Origin of the sequence: Kitasatospora sp. NPDC048296, from assembly GCF_043201815.1 — a bacterium.
Taxonomy (GTDB): domain Bacteria; phylum Actinomycetota; class Actinomycetes; order Streptomycetales; family Streptomycetaceae; genus Kitasatospora.
Genome location: NZ_JBICZB010000108.1, coordinates 1 through 18,475, shown reverse-complemented (window position 1 = coordinate 18,475; position 18,475 = coordinate 1). Strand labels below are relative to the sequence as shown.

General features: G+C 72.0%; 13 protein-coding genes. 3 read left to right on the top strand and 10 right to left on the bottom strand.

Annotated features, from left to right (window positions below; all coding sequences use genetic code 11):
* Positions 1-441: 441 nt before the first annotated feature.
* The 9 genes from ACGF12_RS35760 to ACGF12_RS35720 form a co-directional block, all read right to left on the bottom strand.
* Positions 442-582, bottom strand: coding sequence for a hypothetical protein (locus tag ACGF12_RS35760; protein WP_393039859.1), 141 nt, complete (start codon positions 580-582; stop codon positions 442-444).
* A gap of 98 nt (positions 583-680) precedes the next feature.
* On the bottom strand, positions 681-911 hold the full coding sequence (locus tag ACGF12_RS35755) for a hypothetical protein (RefSeq protein ID WP_393039856.1): 231 nt from the start codon (positions 909-911) through the stop codon (positions 681-683).
* 524 nt (positions 912-1,435) lie between these two features.
* A complete protein-coding gene (locus ACGF12_RS35750; protein ID WP_393039854.1) occupies positions 1,436-1,603 on the bottom strand; it encodes a hypothetical protein in 168 nt (55 codons plus the stop codon).
* A 250-nt stretch (positions 1,604-1,853) separates the two neighbouring features.
* Positions 1,854-4,379, bottom strand: coding sequence for an acyl-CoA reductase (locus tag ACGF12_RS35745; RefSeq protein WP_393039851.1), 2,526 nt, complete (start codon positions 4,377-4,379; stop codon positions 1,854-1,856).
* Positions 4,376-5,542 (bottom strand): acyl-protein synthase, encoded by a 1,167-nt coding sequence (locus tag ACGF12_RS35740; RefSeq protein WP_393039848.1) that lies wholly within the window; start codon positions 5,540-5,542, stop codon positions 4,376-4,378. The genes ACGF12_RS35745 and ACGF12_RS35740 overlap by 4 nt, the downstream gene beginning before the upstream one ends.
* An 11-nt stretch (positions 5,543-5,553) precedes the next feature.
* Positions 5,554-6,699: a GNAT family N-acetyltransferase gene (locus ACGF12_RS35735; RefSeq protein ID WP_393039845.1), complete on the bottom strand. Its 1,146-nt coding sequence runs from the start codon at positions 6,697-6,699 to the stop codon at positions 5,554-5,556.
* Positions 6,696-8,015, bottom strand: a complete 1,320-nt coding sequence (locus tag ACGF12_RS35730; RefSeq protein WP_393039842.1) for an MFS transporter — start codon at positions 8,013-8,015, stop codon at positions 6,696-6,698. The genes ACGF12_RS35735 and ACGF12_RS35730 overlap by 4 nt, the downstream gene beginning before the upstream one ends.
* On the bottom strand, positions 8,012-9,274 hold the full coding sequence (locus ACGF12_RS35725) for a phenylacetate--CoA ligase family protein (protein WP_393039839.1): 1,263 nt from the start codon (positions 9,272-9,274) through the stop codon (positions 8,012-8,014). The genes ACGF12_RS35730 and ACGF12_RS35725 overlap by 4 nt, the downstream gene beginning before the upstream one ends.
* A 718-nt stretch (positions 9,275-9,992) precedes the next feature.
* Positions 9,993-10,820, bottom strand: coding sequence for a DUF3592 domain-containing protein (locus ACGF12_RS35720; RefSeq protein WP_393039836.1), 828 nt, complete (start codon positions 10,818-10,820; stop codon positions 9,993-9,995).
* Between the two features lie 266 nt (positions 10,821-11,086).
* Here ACGF12_RS35720 and ACGF12_RS35715 point away from each other — a divergent pair, with 266 nt between their 5' ends.
* Together ACGF12_RS35715 and ACGF12_RS35710 are read left to right on the top strand one after the other, a co-directional pair.
* Entirely contained in the window at positions 11,087-13,222 is a 2,136-nt protein-coding gene (locus ACGF12_RS35715; RefSeq protein WP_393039833.1) for a SpoIIE family protein phosphatase, read from the top strand.
* Between the two features lie 116 nt (positions 13,223-13,338).
* On the top strand, positions 13,339-16,077 hold the full coding sequence (locus ACGF12_RS35710; protein WP_393039830.1) for a SpoIIE family protein phosphatase: 2,739 nt from the start codon (positions 13,339-13,341) through the stop codon (positions 16,075-16,077).
* A gap of 347 nt (positions 16,078-16,424) precedes the next feature.
* Here ACGF12_RS35710 and ACGF12_RS35705 read toward each other — a convergent pair whose 3' ends face one another.
* A complete protein-coding gene (locus tag ACGF12_RS35705; protein ID WP_393039827.1) occupies positions 16,425-17,561 on the bottom strand; it encodes an RNA-guided endonuclease InsQ/TnpB family protein in 1,137 nt (378 codons plus the stop codon).
* Positions 17,562-17,569: 8 nt separating this feature from the next.
* On the opposite strand from ACGF12_RS35705, the gene ACGF12_RS35700 reads away from it, so the two are divergent.
* Positions 17,570-18,067 carry a hypothetical protein gene (locus ACGF12_RS35700; protein WP_393039824.1) on the top strand — a complete coding sequence of 166 codons (498 nt, stop codon included), beginning with the start codon at positions 17,570-17,572 and terminating at the stop codon, positions 18,065-18,067.
* Positions 18,068-18,475: the final 408 nt, after the last annotated feature.

The window sequence follows — 18,475 nt, the reverse complement described above, 5'->3', positions numbered from 1 at the left end:
GCCCTCGTCATGCTCTGCCTCGGCGGCAACCGACCCACCCTGCCCGGCCGCCAACCCGCGTGATCACACCCACAGGTACGTCAGAAGAGCCCCAAAAAGCGCCTCATTCTGCACACAGTGCAAATCGGGATCGCAAGCGGAATCGAGTGAATGATTTGTGAATTGGCTACTGACAGGTAGTGGTTGTTGGTCAAGTCGGCTGGCGGGTGGGGGGAATGTGATCAAATTGCGAGGTCGCGAATATGAGTTGGGCGTGGTCGGGGAGCACGAGGCACCGGGCACCTCCCCTGGGGGTGTTCCGTCGCCCGGTGGCTCGCGTGTTCGTCGGTCGGGTGTCGGTCCGTCGGTGTGCTGCGGCCGCGACGGCGCAGGGAGTCCGGCGATCTGTTCCTCGCCGCCCGGCTCCCCCTGCCCCCTGCCCCCGCCAACGCCTGACGCCAGTCACCAGCGGCTGATCTGCACCGTGCCGCCGTACGGGCCGCCGCTGAGCCCGGGCAGACCAGTCGGTGACGTTCTGGTCGGGTCGGAGGGCGGCCATGTCGAGGGTGCCTTGGTCGGGTTCTCGGCGCTGGTCACGGGCATCGACGCGGTCAGCTCCGGCGACGGAGCAGCCGTGGCAACCTACGCCCAACTCCAACCGGGCTGCACCGAAGCCGCGCTCTTTTCCCTCGGGCCGTGGATCACCCGCTGTGCCCGGGGCTGGGCCAAGCCGCCCGCAGCAGGGCGGTCTCGGACGGGGAGAGCGGACGATGGCCTGGAGCGACATCGTCCTGATCGAAGGTCCACTCCCCGTAGAGCAGGACTGCCATGCCGTGCTCATCGTCAGTGCACACCGCCCAGCGCCCGATGTTGCTCTGGATCGACCAGTCGTAGTAGCGCAGGCTGCCCCAGGCGGCTTGACTGGATGTCACCCTGACTCCGGCGGGAGGGAGCAGGTCTTCCAACAACCCGGCGCTCGAGGGCGGGAATCTGCCGGCGGCCTCGACCGCTTCGGCGACTTCCTCCACCCGGACTCGCAGCCAGGCGTACCCGTTTCCCTGGGCGAGCACGGCAAGGGGCATACAGGCAGCCATCGCGCAGTCCCGCATCAGTTCCGGATACTCGTCCAGCCCGTTCAGCGCCGCGAGAGCAGGTGCGAAGAATACCCAGAACGGGGCCGTCCGTCGGTGAGGAAGGGGCCGCGTATCCTGACCACGCGCTCCTCGCCGGGCAGCGGCAGCGACTCGGATACGGCGAATGGCTCACTCGCTCCCAACGGCAGGCCTGGAGGAGCGCCGTTCGCCCACTCCACACACGCTGTACCTGCCAGCGTGGCCCAGCGCGGTTCAGGACTCGCCGACCAGGCGGGTCGGGCGAAGTGTGAGCACCCCGGGCACGGCACGGATACGGTGATCGACATGTCGGCATGATCGCGGTCCCGGCCCGGGAGGTCCAGTCAGAGAGCTGCCGTCGGCTCCCCGAGGACGACGGCGAAGTGGCCGCGGTGGGTGTGCATCGCCCGGTGAGCCTCGGCAAGGTCGCAGCCGAGCAGCTCGCGGGTGGTGACCAGGATGTTCTCCATGGTCATGCCCCTGACCGCGAGGAGCAGTTGCCCGCGTTCCATCCCGTTCTCCGCCAGGACCGGCCGCATCGACTCGACGTGCGGGCCGAGCCACTCGGCCCGTCGAGTTCGTGGGGTTCCCGCGCGTCCTCCCCGTACCAGGCCCGCAGCGGGACCACGCCGCGCAGGACCAGGTGCTGCGCCCAGTCGGACTGCGCGATCGCGTTCAGCACGGTGTCGAGCGCCTCGCGGCGCGCGGCCCGCCGGCGCTCGGCCGGGGGCCTGGTGTCCCGGGCCCCCGGCGCCGACGGTGTCACTCCGTGATCTGCCGCCGGTCGATCACCGTCCGCAGCTTGCCGCTGGTGGGCGTCCGCTCGAAGGCGGCGGTGCCGACCGTGTCGACCGTGCAGGTGAGCAGCCCCTCGGCCACGGCGGAACCCAGCTCGGGGATGGCGGTCAGGAAGGCGGCGCGGGCCGCCGTCGCGGCCGGGGCGTACCGCTCGTCGAGCCGGACGGTGACCCGCTCCCGGCCGTCACCGGTGTCCAGGATCAGCTGCAGCTCGCCGCGGTAGCCGAGGTCCTCCTCCGCCACCGCGATGAAGCGCCGGACGTTGAGGAAGTACGTGCCGACCCGGACGACGTCCCCGTACCGGCCGAGGAGTTCGATCCGCGGGGTGTGGCTGCCGCAGGGGCAGACGCCCTCGACCGCGCGGCCGAGGTCGCCGATCTGGTACCGCTCCAGGCGCTGCCCGGCCCGGGTGCGGCTGGTGAAGACCAGACGGCCCGGTTGCCCGGCGGCCACCGGGCGGTCGGCCTCCGGGTCCAGGATCTCCAGGGTGTGCAGGTCGGTCAGGACGTGGTGGACCGAGCCCTCGGCGTGGGTGCACTGGTAGCCGAGCGGCCCCAGGTCGGTGCTGCCGTACGCCGCCGAGCGGATCAGTTCGACGCCGAACTCCTCGGTGAGCACCCGGCGCTGTTCCGCCGTGAAGTGCTCGCCGCCGTAGAACACCTTGCGGATCCCGCCGTACGCGCGCAGCACGGTGCTCTGGGAGTGGAACAGCTGCCAGAGGTAGGAGGGCATGCCGAACACGGTGTCCGCGCCGTACGTCACCAGCGCCTCGGCGGTGGCGGCGTGGTCGGGGCCGGCGGCGATCGGGAGCTGGCTGGCGTTGAGGCGCTCCAGGATCGAGAAGAAGCTGATGAAGCTTCCGTACATACCGCCGCAGTAGAACAGGTTGGCGGCGCGGTCCCGGGCCGGATCGAACCCGGCGGCGAGCAGGCCGTCGGCGGCGGCCCGCATCTGGGTGTCGTAGTCGGCGTTGGTGAACACCGACAGGGCCGGGGCCCCGGTGCTGCCACCGCTGCGGAAGTAGAGGTGGGCGTGGACCGGCGCGAGTGTGCGCAGCTGCTCCTGCACGCCGGACTTGTCCAGCAACGGACCGCTCGGCGCGGCGGGGACGACGGCCGGGGCCGCCAGGTCGTCGAGGCAGGCGGTGGTGGCGAAGGCCTCGTCCACGCGGACGCCGACGCGGCGGCTGTAGCGCTGGAGCGCGTAGACACCGTCGTGGGGTTCGCCGTGGTAGCTGTCGAGCATCCCGCCGACCGGGGTGACCCGCAGCACACCGGCGGCGACCACCGCCTGCGACAGCCGGGCGATGTCGGCACGGCTGCCGCCGATCGCGGCGGTCTGCAGGTAGCGGCGCATCGGGCGCAGCACGGTCATGACGGAGGTGCGGGGAAGCGGCTTGACCCAGACGCTGCGGTGGAGCGGCGAGGCGGCCAGGGCGGAGCGGGTGTCGGCGAGGACGCGCCAGGAGCCGTCCTCGGCGGCGAAGAGCCGGGTGAGGCCGAGGTGTTCCTCCAGCCGGGTGACCAGTTCGGTGGTGGTGATCTCGGCGTGCTCGGCCGGGTCGAGTTCGGGCCGGGGAAGCTTGGCGGAGGCGTCGGCGAGGTGGGCCGCGAAGCGCTCGGCGAAGGAGAAGACCTCACCGTCGTCCTCGGTGTCGAGGTAGATCACCTGGGGGCTGGAGCAGGCCTGCTGCTCGAAGCGGCAGACATCGGCGGCGAGCGCGTCCAGCGTCACCCCGTCCGACCAGGCGTCGCGGGTCAGGTAGGCGAAGGAGATCCGGTGCCCCCACTCGACCAGTCGGCACCCGGCCGGGACCAGCTCGGCGACCGAGCGGACGGCGTCCTCGCCGCCCCAGACCGCCACCGCGTCGGCGGGCTCGCACAGCAGCCGTAGCCACTCGGTGCGCGCGGAGGAGAAGCGCAGCACGACGATCCGGCGGGCCAGGGCACCGGTCGGGTCGGCGGCGGCCAGCTCGGCGAGCAGGTGCTGGGCGAGCAGCGTGTCGCCGCTGCTGGTCTTCAGCACGTTGAGGTTTCCGGTGAGCAGGCCCTCGATGACGCTGAGCGGAGCGACGGCGGCCGCGTTGCCCGGGGCGATGTGGACCAGCAGCCCGACCGGCGCCCAGGCCTCGAAGGTGGTCTCCCGCGCGTCGGGCCGGGTGAGGCGCTCGGGGCGCAGTCCGCCGAGTTCGCGCCGGAGCTTTCGCTCCAGGGCCGGGCGGGAGATCGCGTCGGCGATCTCGGCGAGGGTCGCCGACGCCCCGTCCGGGTCGGAGCCGCCACCGGTGAGTTCGGCGAGCAGATGGGCGCGGACGGGGCCGCCCGGCGTGTCGAGGGCGTCGGCGAGGCGCTGGCAGGCGCTCAGCACCAGCTCGGTGGACAGGGGTTCGGCGAGGGTGCGGGCGGCGAGCTCCGGGAGCTCGGCGAGCCGGCGGGCGGCCTCCTCGTCGTCGATGAACGAGCCCTGCCAGAAGTGGGGTCCGGTGGTCACGACAGTCCCTTCAGGAGTTCGGCGGCGGCCGCCGCGCAGTTGCGGTTGCGGCTGACCCCGGCGCGGCCGTGGACGGTGAACCACGGCGTGGGCAGGGGGCAGGGGCACTCCTGCCCGGGGTGCAGCGAGGCGAGGTCGCCCATGACGACGCTCTGCGCCGGCACCGAGGTGATGTACGGGGAGACCAGGTGGAGGAAGCCGCGTTCGCCGTACGGCAGCGGCTCCAGGGTGCGGGTGTCGCGCACGGCCGCCCGTGACCAGACCGGGACGTGCAGACGGTGGTGCCCGCACTCGATGTACGGCACGCAGTGCTCGACCGAGCCGAAGGTGTCGCGGATCCGCTCCGAGGGGATGCCCAGCTGCTCCGTGACCTCGGCGTAGAACCGGTCCTTGCCGATCTGCTTGTCGGTGTGTCCCTTCCAGCCGCCGCCGAGCAGCACCAGGGAGCCGGCCGGCAGCTGGAGCGGCGGCAGGCCGAGGGCCCGCATCCGCTCCAGGGTGAAGTGCAGGAACGCGGGGAAGCCGAGGATCCGTACCGGCAGCCCGTCCTCGGCGTACCGCCGCAGCGCCTCGATGCAGCCGTGGACGTCGAACTCGTGGCCGCTGCCGGTGTGCCGCAGCGCGTGCGTGGTGTGGTTCGCCGGCGCGAAGTCGCAGAGGTAGTTGTCGGTGAACGAGGTACCGAGCTTCAGCTGCGGGGCGGGCTCGTAGCTGTACAGCAGGTAGTTGACGGCCTGGTCGGGCGTGATCCAGCCGTAGTGGTCGAAGATGCGGGCCACCATGCGCTGCGCGGAGCGGATCGTCCAGGTGTCGAAGAACATCTGCGACTTCTGGCCGGTGGTGCCGGAGGAGGTGAGGTGGAGGAACACCTCCTCCCGTGGGATGGAGAGCACCTCGTGCCGTTTGAAGAAGTTGGCGTGCACCAGGGGCGTGCGGATCCCCTCGCCGACCGTCGGCGCCGGGGTCTCCGCCGGGCCGTCCAGCAGCGAGCGGAGGAACGGTGAGCGCTGCGCGTGCCACGCGTTGGTCTCGGTCATCGCGGCGGCGAACAGGGCGTCGGCCTCGGGCCCGGCCGCGTACGGGGAGATCAGGTCGCACAGCTGCTGTACGTGCGGGAGCGCGGTGGGGTCGGGAACCTCGACCGGCGCGAGATGGGCATTCACGGGATGGACAGTCACGGGGCAACCTCGGGAAGGGGTAGGTAGGTCGAGGTCCAGGCGGTCAGGTAGGCCAGCAGGTACGGCTGGAGCAGGCCGCTGACGGCCGTGGTCCTGAAGTCGATCTGACGGCTGGTCCGGGACAGCACCACGTAGTCGTGGAACCGGTCGCCGATCCGGCGCATCGCCGGGTAGACGGCGCTGGGGATGAACCCGGCGGCCAGGAAGGCACCGAGCCCGGCGGTGTCGGCCAGCGGCAGCAGCGTCTCGACGTAGTCGGCGCCCGCGCGGGTGACGGCCGCCATCAGCGGCTCCAGCGCCCCCGTGACGGCCGCCGGGGACGGGTGCACGGCGACCAGCGAGCAGCTCGCCGCGACCGGGTCCAGGTCGGCGTACGCCTCGAACGCGCCGTCCGGCGGGGTGAGGACGGCGTTCGGGACGTGCAGCGGGAAGAACCGCTCTCCCGGGTCGGGGAAGAGCTCCAGGAACCGGCGGCGGACGAAGCCGCGTGCGGTGATCAGCTCCATCGGCGCGGTCACCGGCGCGGTCTGCCCGGCGGGCAGGGCGGGGACGTCCAACGGACGCGGGTGGCCGTAGTCGAGGCCGGTGCTCTGCCGGGCCGCCTCCAGTAGCGGCAGCAGGGAGCTCGGCACCAGGTCGACGCTCTCCCGCCGGGCCAGGACGCCGTCGGCGTGTCGGGCGAACAGCGCGAGGCTCTCGCACCCGGCCACCTCGACGGCGTTCGGCAGCAGGCCGAGGGCCTGGAAGCCGTTGCGGGCGAAGACCTGCTGCGGGCCGGGGGTGACCACCCGGACGGTCGCGTAGATCGAGTCCAGGGCGCCGGTCGCGAAGGCGTCCCCGCACACTTCGGCGGTCAGCCGTCCGGCCAGCCCGCCGCCCCGCTGCTCCGGGTGGACCGCCAGGCCCACCAGCTTGCCGATCCGGCTGCCGGGGTCGGTCTGCACCGCCACCGACCCGGCCAGGTGGCCGGCGCCTTCGTGACGCGCGGTCAGCCAGTGGGTGTGCGGGTCGGCGATCAGACGGCGCATCTCCTCGGGGTCGCTGCCGAGCGCGACCGGATAGCCGTGGCCGTAGACGTCGAAGTAGAGCTGGCGCAGCTGCGCGACGTCCTGCGGGGCCGCGGGAGCGATCGTCACGGTCATCGCACGTCCCCGATCGGCTGAGCGGCCGGGGCCGGGTCCTCCTGCGGGGCTGCCGCAGGCTCCGAGCCGTTCGGCTCGCGCCGGCCGGTCCACCACAGCGCCGCCGCGACCGGCAGCACGCCGAGGGCCTGGACCAGGCACAGCGTCCGCGCCGGGAGGTGGTCGCCGAGCAGGCCGAAGACCAGCGACGACACCGGGAAGGTCGCCCCCAGCAGCGCCTGCATCACCGCGAAGAAGCCGGGCCGGTCCTCGGCCGGCACCAGCCGCTGGAACAGCGCCACGAACCGCACACCGATCACGCCCACGCACCAGCCGGCGACCGCCATCGATCCGACCGCCGCGGCCTGGCCGGCGGCGAGGCCGGGCAGACCGAGCGCGGCGGCCATCAGGACCAGGCAGCCGGCCCCGACCGCGGTGGGCGCGCCCGGGAGGCGGCCGCCGGTGAACGAGCCCACCAGCGTGCCGGCGCCGAGGGCCGCCTCCAGGGCGGCGACGGTCGAGCCGTCGGCGTGCAGCACCGTCCGGGTGTACAGCGGCATCACGACGAACACCGCCGTGGTGAACACGTTGGCCGCGGTGAAGCAGAGCAACACCCGCCGGATGAAAGGCAGTTCGGACAGGATCTGGCGCAGTGGCCGCGTTCGGGCGGGTGCGTCGCTGCCCGTGGCCGGTGAGCCCGGGGCCGGGAACCGGGTCGCGCCGATCAGCGAGGCCGCCAGCAGGTAGGCACCGGCGCACCCGGCGACGACGCCGGCCAGGCCCGCGATGTCGACCACCAGCGGGCCCAGCAGCCCGCCGGCGAGCCCGGCCAGCGACTGCGTGCCGAGCTCGAACCCGGTCGCGGTCTCGATGTCGGCGTCCTCGACCAGTTCGGGAACGGACGTGGTCAGGCAGGGGTCGAAGACCGCCTGGCAGCCGGCCAGCAGCAGCGCGGCACCGTACGCGACGGCCATCGGCGGCGTCGCGGCGTACGTCCAGCCGGCCGCGCCGAGGGCGACCAGACCGGCGACGGCGGCCGAGGCACCCAGCACCGTCCGGTGCGGGTGGCGGGCGATGAGCCTGGCCACCAGCGGCGCCAGCGCGACCGCGGGCAGGGTGCTGACGGCGAGGAAGGCGCCGGACGCGAGGCCGCGGTCCGGGCCGGCGGCGTAGCCCACCAGCCACCACACCGCGCCGACCTGGAACATCCGTCCGGCGGCCTGGACGAGTACCTGCGCGGCCCACACGGCGCCGAACCGCCGGTTGCGAAGGACGAGCGGCAGGCGGTGCGTGGCCGTCCCGGCGGCCGTCCCGGTGGCCGTCCCGGTGGCCGTCACGAGTGCGGCCGTTCGTCGAGGACGCGGATCAGCTTGCCGGTCCGCGCGTTGACGGTGAGCTCGTGCTGGCGCACCCACTCGACGGACAGCGGGTGGACGTACCCGGCGCCGACCGCCTCCGGGTACAGCGGCCGCGCCGTGTGGATCCCGGCCTCGACGGCGGCGGCCAGCTCGGGGAGCCCGGTGGGGTTCCCGTCGCAGGCCAGGCGCAGCACCAGCCCGTCCCGGCCGTCCCAGCGGCGCACCACCAGCTGCACGCCGGTCACCCGGCCGGCCGGGTCGGCGGTCCGGACGAGGTCGAGCACGTCCTGGGTGTACAGCGACACCGGCCCCACCCGGACGCCCTCCTGGGCCCGGCCGAGGATGCGGAACCGTCCGGCGGCGACGTCGGTCCACTCCGCGCGGTCGCCGACGGGGTAGCGCAGTACGGGCATCAGCCGTCGCCGCAGGTCGGTCACCACGACCCGGCCCGGCACGCCCTCACCGGCGATCGGCTCGCCGGTGAGGTCGTCGAGGATCTCCACCACCGTCTCCGGAGCGAACACCCGGTGCACCCGGGTGTCCGGTCCCGGCACCGGCCGGCCGAGCAGCCCGGCGTCGACGGCGGCGTAACCGATCGAGGAGACGCGGGCGTTGGGGAACACCTTGGCGAGCAGTGGCTGCTGGTCCTGGTAGAGGCCCTCGCCGCCGAACAACAGCAGCTCCACGTGCGGGAGTTCGCGACCGGAGGCGAGCAGGTGATCAGCGAGCGCGCACAGCGTCGTCGGGGTGCCGGCCACCACCTCGGCCTCGAACTGCTCCAGGGTCTGCGCGGTCGACTCCAGCGGCGCCGCTCCGCCGATCGGCAGCCGGACGTTGGCGACGGGCGAGCGGTGCAGCGAGTCGAGGATGAAGGTGTAGCTGGCGTACAGGTCGCCCGCGTAGAAGAGATCGGCGACCCGGTGTCCCGGGCGCAGTCCGGCATCGACCAGCCCGGCGCCGAACGAGGTGGTGAACTCCCGCCACTCCTCCCGGCTGTAGAACGAGAACTTCGGCGAGCCGGTGGTGCCACCGCTCTTGAAGACCACCGCCTCCTCCAGCGGCCCGGTCAGCAGCCGGTTGCCGCGAGGCGTGTTCGCCTGCCAGAACTCGGCCTGCGGGACGACCGGAAGATCGGTCAACTTCGCCGTCCGGTCGGGTAGACCGGCGTACAGCTCCGCATAGAAGGGTGAATTGCGGCGCACGAAGCGTATGAGTTCGGCTGTCGGTTGAACGGGCATCAATTCCTGCTTTGAGGCATGCGAGGGGCGCGTGGCGCACGACCTCGCCCAATCGGTCGATGGCGATCGGCGATCCGGAGGTCTGCGGAATTCGGATTCCGCCGCGACACTTTCGGGCCGTTGGATCAGTAGGGCCGGGCTGCGGCGCCGAAGGTTCCGGATAGCCGCTGATCACGGGTCAACTTGCGTGAAGTGAGGAGTACCTGGCCTCCTGTTCGCCCAAAACACAGGCTAGCACCTCTGTATGCCTTCGGATTCAAGCCTGGACCCCGTGTGGGGTCGGCAGGGCAGTGATCTGAGGCTCCATCAAGCGACTGTTCGGGGGCGGCGGGAACGGAATGGTGAGGTACATCTCACGACGGGCGGATCGATGGATGTTCCGCACTGAACGGCGGGATTCGGCCACGTCTTTTTAGTTGAATGCAAGACATTTCAGGTGCGCCCGCCTGATTGTGGAACAGATGCCGGAATTGCCACCCGCCGTTCGGGGGGTGCGGCCTCCGCCGAACGGCGGAGAGCCCGGCCGGGCCGTAGCCGAGGGTTGATGAAGGCGATCGCCGTGTCGAGGCCGGGCGCGGTGATGACCGGCAGGAGCGGTCCGAAGATCTCCCCCCGCATCACGGGAGCCGCGGGCGAGACGTCGGACGCCGTGGTCCAGAATCGGGCGTCGATACCCCTGCGGGATCAACCGCAGCGCCGCACACCGAGGGCCGGCTCGTCAGTCCTTGCCGCTCAGCAGCCGGGCCTTCGCCCAGGCGAACTCCTCGCCGCTCAGATGCCCGCTGTCGCGCAGGACCGCCAGGCGCTCCAGCTCCCCGACCAGCGTCGACGTGTCGACGGGTGCGCCGTCCACGGGCACCCCTTCGCGGTCCACCTCGACCTCGAAGTCGCGCGGATTCTCCGGCAGATGACGAACAGTCACACCGCCGCCGCGCCGAGGCAGGTCGACGAGCGGGATGGTCTTGCTGACCGTCTCGGTGTACTCGACCCCGTCGGAGGCGGTGTAGCGGATGGTGAGTCGCACCCACGCGCCGCCGCTGTAGCTCGTACCGGAACTCGTGAGGTCGGTGATGACGCCCCGCACCACCTCGCCGTCCTCGGCCAGCCGTCGGGTTCGCCGGGCGGCCCGGCGCTTGTCCGCGATCGACCGCTGCCGGGCCTGCCAGGTCGCCCTGCCGAGCAGGAACGAGAACAGCGCGGTGAACGGAAGCGGGACGAGCGCCCACAGGGTCGCCGGCACGTGCGCGACGGACAGTCCCAGCAGCCCGCCGGTGGCAGCTCCCCAGAAGAGCGCGCCCGGCTCGATGGGCTGGTCGTAACTGTCGGTGTAGTCACCATCGGTGGTCTGGTTCACAGCGAAGAGCGCACCACCCCAGAGCACGGCCCCACCCAGGAAGCTGAGCCCGCCGGGAATCGCGCTGATCACATCGCCCGCGAGCAGGCCGGCGGCCACGAACAGCGCGGCGCAGACGTAGGTGGCGTTGCGCCGCCGCACGTTCAAGCCCGGCCAGACCGGCAGGTCCGGCGAAAGATCGTTCGAGGTCACGGGGTGATGCTAGCCGCGCCGATTGCCGCGCGGGCGAGATCTTTGACAGTTACTCGGGGTGTTCGGGTTCGACGTACTCCGGGCCAACGGCATCGGCTCCGTCCCGGCCCGAGGTCCGGTGACGGATCCCGCCGGCCACCACGCACTGATCGGGGTGCCTCGATCACGCCGGACCCTGGCGGAAACGACGGGACGTACGGTGCGGGCCGAGCCACTATGGGAGAAGGCCTACGGGTTCACTGGTCGGCTCGAATGGGGTGCTCGTGATGGGCGTGCCGTGGCATCGGTCGCCGAGGACCGGACACGAGGCCGCCGAGGCTCCGGCCGGCCACGGCCTCGACGAGGCGGCGCGGATCCTGCGATCGGCGCCGACCCGACTCGGCGCGCACATCGGTGGGCTCTACCTGCTGTCGGAGGACCGGCAGGTGCTCGAACTGGCCGTGACACTGGGGGCCGGCCGGCAGTTCACCAGGCCGTGGCAGCGCATCGGCGTCGCCGCACCGGTACCGGTGGCCGAGGCGGTGCGCGGCGGCCGGGTCGTGTGGGTGGGCGGCACGGAGGACATGGCGCGCAGGTACCCGAGGGTCGCGGTCGCCATGCCGTACGCGTTCCGCCTCGCGGCTGCTCCGCTCGTCACGCGGCGGACCGGGTACGGGGCCGTCTTCGTGCTCTGGCCCGCCGCGCATCCCCCGGAGATGTCGCGGGGTGAACGGGACCGGTTCGAAGAGTTCGCCGCGCGCCTGGCCGAGGTGCTGGCGGACGCGGCCCGGGCAGGCCGACCGGTCCGGGCCGGCCCGCGTCCCGAGGTGGCCGAGAGCGGTGCCGCCGTGCCCCCCACCGCGATGGCGGCACGGCTCCCGGAGGGCGTGTGCGACATCGATCTGGACGGCAGGCTGGCCGCGGTCACGCCGGCCGCCGCCGAGTTGCTGGGCGTGCCGGTCGAGCTCCTCCTGGGCGCGCGGCTGTGGGCGGTCCTGCCGTGGCTGCGGGATCCGGTCTACGAGTACCACTACCGGTCCGCGGTGATGAGCGGGCAGTCCGCCACCTTCGTCGCGTTGCGGCCACCGGACCGGTGGCTGTCGTTCGAGCTGTTCCCGGACCCGTCCGGGCTCACCGCGCGGATCGTCCCGGCCGACATCGCCCGCCGCGACCGGCCCACCGGAACACCGGCTCAGCGGGCGGTGCACACGCGGCCCGGAGCGCTGTACCACCTCCTCCACCTCGCCAGCGCGCTGACCGAGGCCGTCACCGTGCAGGACGTGGTGAGCATGGTCTCCGAACAGATCGTGCCGGCTTTCGGCGGCCAGGCCGTGGCGGTGCTCATCCCCGAAGGCGGCCGACTGCGCATCGCGGGCCATCGCGGCTACCCGCCCGGCTTGGTCGACCAGTTCGACAGCACCCCGCTGACCGAGCCCACACCCGGTGTCCGGGCGTCCACCAATCCCGTGCCGGTGTTCTTCGAGACCCGTGCGGAACTGGAGCGGCTCTACCCGGACCGCCACGAGACGCAGGACGGGATGGCCGCCTGGGCCTATCTGCCGCTGGTGACCTCGCGCAGGCTGATCGGCACCTGCGTGCTGGCGTTCGCCGAGCCGCACCACTTCGACCTGGAGGAACGCGCCGTCCTCACCTCACTCGGCGGACTGATCGCCCAGGCCCTGGACCGTGCCCGGCTGTACGACACCAAGCTCGTCCTCGCCCAGGGCCTCCAGGAGAGCCTGCTGCCCCGTGCGCTGCCCGCCGTCCAGAGCCTGGAGGTCAGTGCCCGCTACCTGCCGTGCACCGAGGGCATGGATGTCGGAGGCGACTTCTACGACCTCATCCGGGTCGGGCCCGACACCGTGGCCGCCGTGATCGGCGACGTCCAGGGCCACAACGTCAACGCCGCCGCGCTGATGGGCCAGGTCCGTACCGCCGTCCGTGCCTTCGCCACCGCCGACGCCGATCCGAGCACGGTGCTCTCCCGCACCAACCGCCTGATGGCCGACCTGGACACGGCCTTGCTGGCCACCTGCGCCTACCTGCGCGTCGACCTCGCCCGCCGCGAGGCCTGGCTGGCCGACGCCGGCCACCCCGTGCCCCTGCGGTACGGCCCGGACGGTCGGGCGGGCGCACTGGAACCGCGCACCGGCATGGTGCTGAACGTCGACCCCGCCGCCGACTACCCGCAGATCCGCGTCGACCTGCCGATCGGCACCACTCTGGTCCTGTACACCGACGGCCTCATCGACACGCCCGGTACGGACCTCGACCAGGCGCTGGCCGATCTCATCGCCACGCTGGCCCGCCACGGTGGCGAACCGCTCGACCGGCTGGCCGATGCGCTCGTCGACCGGGCCGGGCACGGAGAGCAACGTACCGACGACGTCGCGCTGCTGCTGATCCGGTCGGTCCCCTGGTGAGACGGGGCGGAGGGACGGAGCGAATCCGCGGCCGACGGGCGCGGCGGACCCGGGGGCGCTCGGGCGAATGCGCGGTCTGCGGTGTCCGGTTCGTGCCGGGGCGGGATCATGGGGATATGGCGAGAGACACGGGCCCCGCCCCCCGGGCTCCGGACCGAGCGAGTGGTCGTCATGGGCGGCAGCATCCACGCCCGGTCCCGGGGGATCCTTCCGTGCGGCGTCTGCGGTCGGTGCTGAGCATCCGCAGCGTCGCCGGTCAGATGTTCCTCCTGCAGGTGTCGATCGCGCTGCTGCTCGTGGTGGCGGCGGTCGTCGCGCTTCTGATCCAGTCCCGCAGCGACCGGTTCGCGGCAGCGCGCGACCGTTCGCTCGCCGCGGCCGAGGCGTTCGCCCACAGCCCCGGACTGGTGGCGACGATGCAGGGCCCCGATCCCAGCAAGGTCCTGCAGCCGCTGACCGAAGCAGCCCGTAAGGACGCCAAGGTCGACTTCATCGTGGTGACCGACCGTAACGGCATCCGCTACACCCACCCCGAACCGGAACAGATCGGCAAGAAGTTCGTCGGCACCATCGCGCCGTCGCTGCAGGGTCAGATCACCGTCGAGCAGGTGCACGGCCCACTCGGCCTGGAGTACCAGGTGGTGGTCCCGGTGGAGGACACCCAAGGCGGGGTCGTGGGCATCGTGTCCGCCGGGATGAAGGTCGCCAACGTCAGCAGCGCGATCGACCGCCAGCTGCCGGTCGTCCTGGGCGCCGGCGTCGTCGCGCTGGGCCTGGCCACGGCCGGAACGGCGCTGGTGGGCAGACGTCTCCTACGGCAGACCCATGGCCTGGGGCCGGAGGAGATGACCAGGATGTACGAGCACCACGACGCGGTGTTGCACGCGGTGCGCGAGGGCGTGGCCATCGTCAGCGGCGACGGCCGGGTCCTGCTGGCCAACGACGAGGCGCGCCGGCTCCTGGACCTTCCCCCCGACGCGGAGGGGCGTGCCGTCACCGACCTCGGCCTCGACCCCCGTACGGCCGAACTGCTGCTGTCCGACAGCGCGGTCACCGACGAGGTGCTCCCCGTGGGCGACCGGCTGCTGGCCGTCAACAACCGCCCCACCGACAGCGGGGGAGGACCCCCAGGCAGCGTCACCACCCTGCGTGACTCCACCGAGCTGCGCGCCCTGGCGGGGAAGGCCGAGGTCGCCCGCGGTCGGCTCAGGTTGCTGTACGACGCGAGCATGACCATCGGCACCACCCTGGACGTCCGGCGCACCGCCGAGGAACTCGCCAAGATGGCCTCCCAGGGATTCTGCGACTACGCCACTGTCGACCTCGCCGAAGACGTCCTGCTCGGCGAGGAGCCGCAGCCCCTGACGGGCGGTGCCAGGGTGGAGCTGCGACGGGTGGCGCTCGCGGGCATCCGGGACGATTCGCCGTTGTACCCCCAGGGCCGGCTGGGCCGGTGGGCCGGCAGTACCCCGCAGGCGTTGGGCTTCCTCAGCGGGCGATCCGCGCTGGTCCGAGAGCTGGCGACCGACGCCGGATGGCGCATGCAGGACGTCGAGCGGACGCAGGCGGTGCTGGACTTCGGCCTGGCATCGCTGATCGCCGTTCCGCTGACGGCGCGGGGTGTGGTGATGGGCATCGCCTGCTTCTGGCGCGGCCGGGACCGGGGCCCGTTCGAGGACGACGAGCTGTCCCTGGCCGAAGAGCTGGCCGCTCGGGCCGCCGTGTCCATCGACAACGCCCGCCGCTTCACCCGCGAGCACACCATGGCCGTCACCCTGCAGCACAGCCTGCTGCCGCGCGCGTTGCCCGAGCAGAGCGCCCTCGACGTCGCCTACCGCTACCTGCCCGCCCAGGCAGGGGTCGGCGGCGACTGGTTCGACGTCATCCCGTTGCCGGGTGCCCGGGTCGCGCTCGTCGTCGGCGACGTGGTCGGCCACGGTGTGCACGCGGCCGCCACCATGGGCCGTCTGCGCACCGCCGTCCAGAACTTCTCCACCCTCGACCTGCCGCCGGACGAGCTCCTCGGGCACCTGGACGAACTGGTCGCCCACATGGACCAGGAGGCGGCCGCGGCCGGGGGTGAACCCGCGATCACCGGCGCCACCTGCCTCTACGCGATCTACGACCCCAGCACCGCCACCTGCGCGATGGCCCGGGCGGGCCATCCCCCGCCCGCCGTCGTTCACCCGGGCGGGACGGTGGAGCTCCTCGCTCTCCCCGCCGGTCCGCCGCTCGGCCTGGGCGGGATGCCCTTCGAAGCCGTGGAGGTGCGACTGCCGTCGGACAGCAGCCTGGTCCTCTACACCGACGGCCTCGTCGAGGACCGCACCCGCGACATCGGTGTCGGCCTGGACGTCCTCGCGAGCGTCCTGACCCGCCCCGGCCGATCGCCCCAGGAGATCTGTGAGGCCGTGCTCGACGCCCTGCTGCCCGCCCGCCAGACCGATGACATCGCCCTCCTCGTCGCCCGCACCCGCGTGCTGGAGCCCGATCGGATCGCCGAGTGGGCGGTGGCCTCGGCTCCGGAGGCCGTGGCCCAGGTTCGCGCCGATGCCACCCGACAGCTCGCCGAGTGGGGACTCGACGAGGCCGCCTTCGTCACTGAACTGGTGCTCAGCGAGTTGGTGACCAATGCCATCCGCTACGCCACCGAACCGATCAGAGTGCGGCTGCTGTACGACCGCACGCTGATCTGCGAGGTCTCCGACACCAGCAGCACCGCCCCGCACCTGCGCTACGCGGTCGAGGACGACGAAGGCGGCCGCGGCCTGTTCCTCGTCGCCCAGCTCGCCGAACGCTGGGGCGTCCGCTACACCCCCGAAGGCAAGATCATCTGGGCCGAGCAGTTCCTGTGACGGAGCGCCCCGTCCATCGGGCCCGGCGCAGGCGGCCACCACGCGGGGTGTCGGCCCAGGCCGTCGACGGGCGGGCACCTGTGAGGCGGCGGCCAGGACAGCCGTGGTGCCACCGATCCGCCCGAGGTGGACTCCGCACCGTTGCGGAGGCTGCAGGCGGCGACCACTTCGCCGAGCGCGCAGGCGGAGCTGATGATCCGCGCCCTGGTCGGCCCCTGCGGGGGACCCCGTTCGCAGTCGTGCACATCCCCGAACGTCATGTCCCACCGCAGGACCGTGCGCGGGCCTCCCGGTCGGGAGACCATGGCCTCGTGACTCCTCCCCCGGCTGGGGCCGGGGGCTTCTCGCTAACCCTTCCGGGCGTCGCGACGGACCAGCCCGGCCCGTAGAACGTTGATGGCTGCCACTGTGTCGGCGTGCGCCTGGTGGCCGCACTCCTGACAGTGGAACCTCTCCTGTGTGGGCCGGTTCTCCTTGGCGGTGTGCCCGCAGGCGGGGCATGCGCGGGAGGTGTTGCGGGGGTCCACGGCGATCACTTCTCGTCCGGCGCTTTCAGCCTTGGCGCGCAGGATCGCCAGGAACACCCCCCATCCGGCATCCGAGACCGAGCGGTTGAGTCCGGCCTTCGCGGCGGCTCCGTTCGGGAGGAACGCGCCGGACTGGTCGGGGTCCGGCCTGGGTGCGGGGGTACGCACCATGTTGCGGATCTTGAGGTCTTCGTGCGCGATGAAGTCGTGCTGACGCACGAGGTCGAGGGCGCTCTTGTGGGCGTGGTCGAGGCGTTGGCGGCGGACCTTGCGGTGCAGGTCGGCGGCGCGCTGCACAGCCTTGCGGCGGCGATTGCCGCGCCGCTGGCACCGGGAGAGCGCTTGGTGGACGGCTTCGAGCTTCGCGGCGGCCTTGGCCCCGTGGCGGGGGTTGAGCACGAACCCGCCGTTGGAGTCGGCGAGGAAGTTGGCTATGCCCATGTCGATACCGACCGCGCTGCCGGTCGCGGGCAGCGGTTCGGGCGCGGCCTGTTCCGCGGTGAGGACGACGTACCAGCGCCTGCCCTCGCGCTTGACGCTGACGGTCTTGACCTTGCCGACCACCGGCCGGTGCCGGTGGACCTTGACGTGCCCGACACCTTGGAAGCGGACGCGGGTCACCGGGTCGTGCGGGGTGGAGTTCCAGCGGCAGCCGTCGCCGTCCTTTGGGAAGTCCACCGTGTCGAACCAGTTGACGCCCCGGAACCTGGGATGGCCGGGCGTCTCTCCGGCCTTGGCCCTTCGGAAGAACGCCGCGAACGCCTTGTCCAGACGGCGCAGCGTGGCCTGCTGGCTGGAGAACGACCAACGCCCCTGACGGTCCGGGTCGAATGCCCGGATCTCCTTGAGCTGCGCGGACTGATCGCCGTACGTGATCGAGGTCTTGGAGACGTGCCGGTAGGCATCCCGCCGCTCCTGCAGGGCCCCGTTGTAAAGCGAGCAATGATCGCGCAGCATCTCGGCGAGTGCTCGAACGGACCACCTGCAGCGCGCTCGGCGCGGGCCTCGGGCTGACGGTCGGTGCGCCCACCGGGCTGTACCAGGACGGGTCGGGCACCACTGCCGACACTGCGATCGAGGTGGACCCGTCCGCCGCCCGCCGGCTCGCGCACTGCTTCGCGCTCGGCGACGCCGCGCTGGCCGGGTTGTTCCCGGACGCGGACCCGGTCATCTGGCCCGAGCACTTCGACATCGCTCTTGGCGCCGACGAGGTGAACTACGGCGTCTCACTCGGCGACGCGTTCGAGCCGGAGCCGTACGCGTACGTCGGCCCGCACACCCCGCGGCAGGGCGGGTTCTGGAACGCGCCGTTCGGTGCCACCCGGACGATCCGTGAACTCGGTGGTGTCCTCGGCATCACGGCCTTCCTGGAGCAGGGCCGCCGGCTGGCCGTCGACGCCCGCGGGCTTGATACGGGTCCGGAGCGGTGGACGCTCCTGCAATTTGTGTCGGGCGGCGGGTAGGGGTACTGTCGCCCAGTCGCTCGGCAGGGAGCACCGGACACGCATCGGCGCGGACGGTCCCGGGGCGGCCAATCCTCTGAAACACCTTTCCGGTTCGTGCCGGTCGTTCTCGCGTTCTCGCGGTGCGGCTCGGTGCCTATTCGGTGTGCGCGTTTTATCGGATTGCGGCTGATTCGCTTTTCGGAGCGGAGATCGGCTAGAGTTTGAAACGTCGAACGGGGCGCAAAACCCCAAAAGACACCAGTGAATTGGATGAATGAAGCCCCGGAAAACGGAGCAGAAAACATCTGATAAGCTGGAAACACGAAAGAATGAAGCGCCCGGAGGGCCCGCTGGAAGGCGGTCCGAAGGAAGCGTCCGTTCCTTGAGAACTCAACAGCGTGCCAAAAGTCAACGCCAGATATGTTG